The organism is Bacteroidota bacterium (assembly GCA_030017895.1).
Taxonomy (GTDB): domain Bacteria; phylum Bacteroidota; class Ignavibacteria; order UBA10030; family BY39; genus JASEGV01.
The window spans coordinates 1-4,223 of record JASEGV010000131.1; the positions used below are offsets into that span (position 1 = coordinate 1).

A 4,223-nucleotide genomic window follows, 5' to 3' on the forward strand; every position below is an offset into this window, starting at 1 on the left:
CGACGATAAAATCTATAACACTAAACTTATATTTGAATTTTTGGAACTGCCCTTGTATAATTCCATAGGACCACCGGAACCTTCGCGGACATTAAGGTAGTTCGAAACATCAACGAGATAAGAGTTGAATTGGATTCCTCCGTTGATTAAATGTGATTTTGTTATTTGACTGGTTAGTGATGCATCTAACGAAATTGTACGAGTAAGCTCATCTCGAAATTCTGAACGTCCTCGGAGATAATAAAATTCATCGGGCGATTTTGTTACTTGTGGAATTATTTTATCCCAATCGATTTGCCAATTCTGTGGATTCACAATAAAAGAATCGGGCACTGAGCTAGGCGATGGGGATGACCCTAATTTTCTCTTTGTCCAAAGAGAACTTAATTTCAATTCGTAGAAAGTACTCGGACTTAATGAGTGTGTAAACTTAGCACCGAGTTGAAGATTAGTTGTCTTTTGATATTGGATTGAAAGAATTCTATCCCACAACCACTGATAGTAGCCCAAACCATCTGAACCCGGGAAAATATTATTGTTATCTTGTGAAATACCACCGCTAAAACGGAGCATTGCACTTTTACCGATATCGGTTGCAACATTTCCCATAACCTGCTGTTGGATATTTGGTTGCTCTGTCGGAAACATAGGCCAGATAGTATTTGATCGGAGAGCGAGAAACATTCGTACGTTTTCATCGATGGGACCGCCCGCTGCGGCTTCAGCAGAATAATCAATTTCTTTTCCGTAGTCACGAAGTAAATCTCTTTTCATCTGCATCCGCCAAAGAGTTTGCGCTACCTGAAGTAGAACTAAAGTGTCCCTTCCGTAACGGTCCTTTAGTCCCGACCCCATCGAAGCATAATAAGGTGTGTTGGTTTGTGGATCGCCTAAAAGCCAAGTTGCTTCTTTCATAAGTAGATCAAGATATGGATTTGCTTTAGGGTCGAAAACACTCGGTCCAAAATGTTTTCGTCCCGGTGCCCTCATCCGCATTTCAGCTCTTGATCTCCATTTGTCAGATTTTCCTTCTTTCATAGAAATGTTGACAATTCCTGACTGTGCGTTGCCATATTGAGCTCCAAAACCACTGGTGATAACTTCTACTTCTTCAACAGCACTCATGATTGGTAAAAAAGCAGATGTGTTGTTTAATGGATTAACTATTCCCATACCTTGGAGAGTATAATATTCTTCTCCAGCTCTACCACCTCTAAAGTGTCCATCTGTAACGTCGGCAGCAAGACCGAGAACGTCGCCGACATCCCTAATACCCGCAAGCGCCTGTACTTCCTCGGAGCGAATTATTGCACTGGTAGAAGTTTTTTCTTTTTCAACATCAGGACGGGTAGCTTCGACAATAACTTCCTTTTGTATAACCGCCGCCGACTTGAGTTTGAAATTGGCATTAGTTGTTCGCCCGGAGTTAACAACTGCACCACGTTGCACGACTGGTTGGTATCCAACCATAGAAGCTTGAATATCATATTTGCCAGGGGGAACATTAAGGATAAAGAACGCGCCTTCTATATCTGTCGATGCACCCAAAGTTGTTCCCTGAATTGAGACGTTACATCCTATCAGAGGTTCACCTGTTTCAGTGTCGTTAACAACTCCTGAGATTTTTCCAACATTCTGGGCTGAGAGGTTGTACGGCGAAATAAAAAGAAACAAAATAAGTGTGAATACCCCACTCAATGTATTGATGTGGTATGACCATTTTGTAGTTTTTAAAATACCAATTGGCATTAGATCTCCTAATTATTCTTCGAACTTAACTGCTTGCTTTGATACATTCACACCGGTACTGATGACGGTATCGGTATTTAAAATATTTGTTTTTCGGATTACAATGTTTTTTGAATTTTCACCCTCAATTTTGACGAGCGGATTCTGATGCGCCGAGAACGTTACCGAATCGATTGAAATATTTTCACCATCAGTTATCGTTAGAATAGGTGAAATATTAGAGTTAAATTTAGCATTATGAATTCTAATTCCGCTGACATCAGAAAAATTTATTCCTTTTTCTCCACTGGCAGCAATACTATTAAAGGAGATATTTTCGATCAACATTTCAGGAATACCGAGTAACTCAATAGCATAACTCTTGCCTTGTGTGAATTTAATGTTTTCAAAATGGATATTACGAATCATGGGAGTCGACTGAGAAACGGGTTGTGCGGGCATTCGCTTACTTGGTGGACCTTGTGGTGTATAGAGCATATTCAGATGTATCGCTTCCTTCAGTATATCATCACCAGTCAAATTTGCAAACCACATATTTTCAATAATACCACCTCTACCTCGCGCTGTCTTTATTCGGACAATCCGATCGGTACCTTTAAATTGACAGTTTACTGCGTAAATATTTCTTACACCGCCGGAAGTTTCACTACCAATAACAATTCCACCGTGTCCGCTTAATCCGCGAATATTTCGGATAACAATATTTTCAGATGGTCTCCCCACTCGTATGCCATCTTTATCCCTACCAGCTTTAATAGCAACACAATCATCACCTGTATTAAATTCGCAGTCTTCAATCAAAACATTTTTGGAAGAAGACGGATTCACACCATCACCATTGGGGGTATCACCGTATTCTCCCCAAGTTATAATTTTTATTTTTCGAATGATAACATTTTCACAGTAAGTTGGAGTAATTGTCCAGAATGCACCAAAAAGAAATGTTACACCTTCAACGAGTACACCTTTGCAATTCATAGGTTGAAAAAATGCTGGACGTAATTCATATCCATCCGTGCCATCAAAAATTCTTTTTTCTACTGGAACATCAATTTTTGCCATTTCAAACAAGAGTTGCTCACTCGATATTTTTTCTACCTTAAATTTCCACCAAGGTTTTCCTTGTCCATTAAGTGTTCCCTCACCGGTGATAGCGATGTTTGTCTTTCCATTTGCATAAATGAATGCTGAGTATTTGTAACATTCTACATCTTCATGGCGAGAAAAAACTACCGGTAAATAATCTTCAACTTCTTGACTAAAAAGAAGTTCGGCATATTTTGTGAGATGTAAGTTAATATTGTTGTCAAGGTGTATAGCGCCGGTAAGCCACTTGCCTTTTGGAATTATAATAGTCCCTCCACCTGTTCTTGAGGCTGCTTCAATTGCAGTTTTAATAGCCTTCGTATTTTTAACCACACCCCCCTCTTTTGCCCCGTAGTCTCGAATATCAAACTGTCTTACTGGGATTTCTGGCCGCTGCAATTGCGGCATATCGAATGGAGTTTTAATTGGTAGGATTATTTCTTGTGAGATGGTGAGAAGATTCGGTTGACAAGTTGGGGTTTGTATAAAGATAACAGTTAGAAATACTGTTAGCATGAATTTTTTCACAACAGGCATAAACAAGTTTTCCATTGAGTCATTTTATGATTAATGCTAGTTTCATACATCGTTTACTTTAACGTTAACTTTATCGGTAATATAAATAATTTGGAATCGATTGTCAAGTCCAATAATTAAAAAAAAATGTTTTATCATAAATTTACGATATAGGTGATTATTTGCTTGCTTTAATTTTATTTAACAAACAAGAATATAGAGGTAATTGAGAGGTCGGAGATAAAACTCAATTATTTTCAACTTTCAGAACTGCTCCAAAAGTCTCCAAAGAAGGTTTAAATGTATGTTATTCAGGTGATTCAGGGTATGCAAAAAATGCGAATACAGCTTATTTTAGCCATATTCGCATTTATCTTTGCCTAAGTGGAGATGCGGGGAATCGAACCCCGGTCCGAAGAGAAGACCACCAAAACTTCTACATTCATAGTCTGATCGTTTTTAAATTTCAGCTGCACCGCACAGACCAAACACAGCGATAGCAGACTATCTCAGTCTGATTTAATCCTGAAATCCTGAGAATATATCGGGACGATCTTGATTATTTTCGACACCCTATCGCAGTCCACCAAGCATAACTGCGTAGAATGGGTTACCTTTTTTTAATTAGGCAGCCAGTGCGTAATCGTAGTTAGCACTTAAGATTTTTCCGTTTTATTATCGTGCAACTCGGAAAGCACGGAATGCAGTTCTGACCATCCTCTTCCCCGTCGAAACCATGTCATCCCCCTAACACTTACAATATATGGTAATGAACTCTAAATGTCAAATCTATCATCAATATTTGTAATCGCCCAGTGAAAATGTCAGGTATAACGCTCAGTAGAAATGTCAGGGTACATCCCGAAAATAAC

The 4,223-nt window shown here is 38.9% G+C and carries 2 protein-coding genes and 1 other RNA gene; all 3 read right to left on the reverse strand.

Going from position 1 to position 4,223, the window contains the following annotated elements; genetic code table 11:
• Positions 1 to 12: 12 nt before the first annotated feature.
• The 3 genes from QME58_14135 to ssrA all read right to left on the reverse strand — a co-directional run bounded on the left by QME58_14135 (position 13) and on the right by ssrA (position 4,098).
• Complete coding sequence (locus QME58_14135; protein MDI6804954.1) at positions 13 to 1,749, reverse strand: carboxypeptidase-like regulatory domain-containing protein; 1,737 nt, start codon at positions 1,747 to 1,749, stop codon at positions 13 to 15.
• A 12-nt stretch (positions 1,750 to 1,761) separates the two neighbouring features.
• Positions 1,762 to 3,372 carry a glycoside hydrolase family 28 protein gene (locus QME58_14140; protein MDI6804955.1) on the reverse strand — a complete coding sequence of 537 codons (1,611 nt, stop codon included), beginning with the start codon at positions 3,370 to 3,372 and terminating at the stop codon, positions 1,762 to 1,764.
• Positions 3,373 to 3,733: 361 nt separating this feature from the next.
• Positions 3,734 to 4,098, reverse strand: a transfer-messenger RNA (tmRNA) gene (gene ssrA / locus QME58_14145).
• Positions 4,099 to 4,223 lie beyond the last annotated feature (125 nt).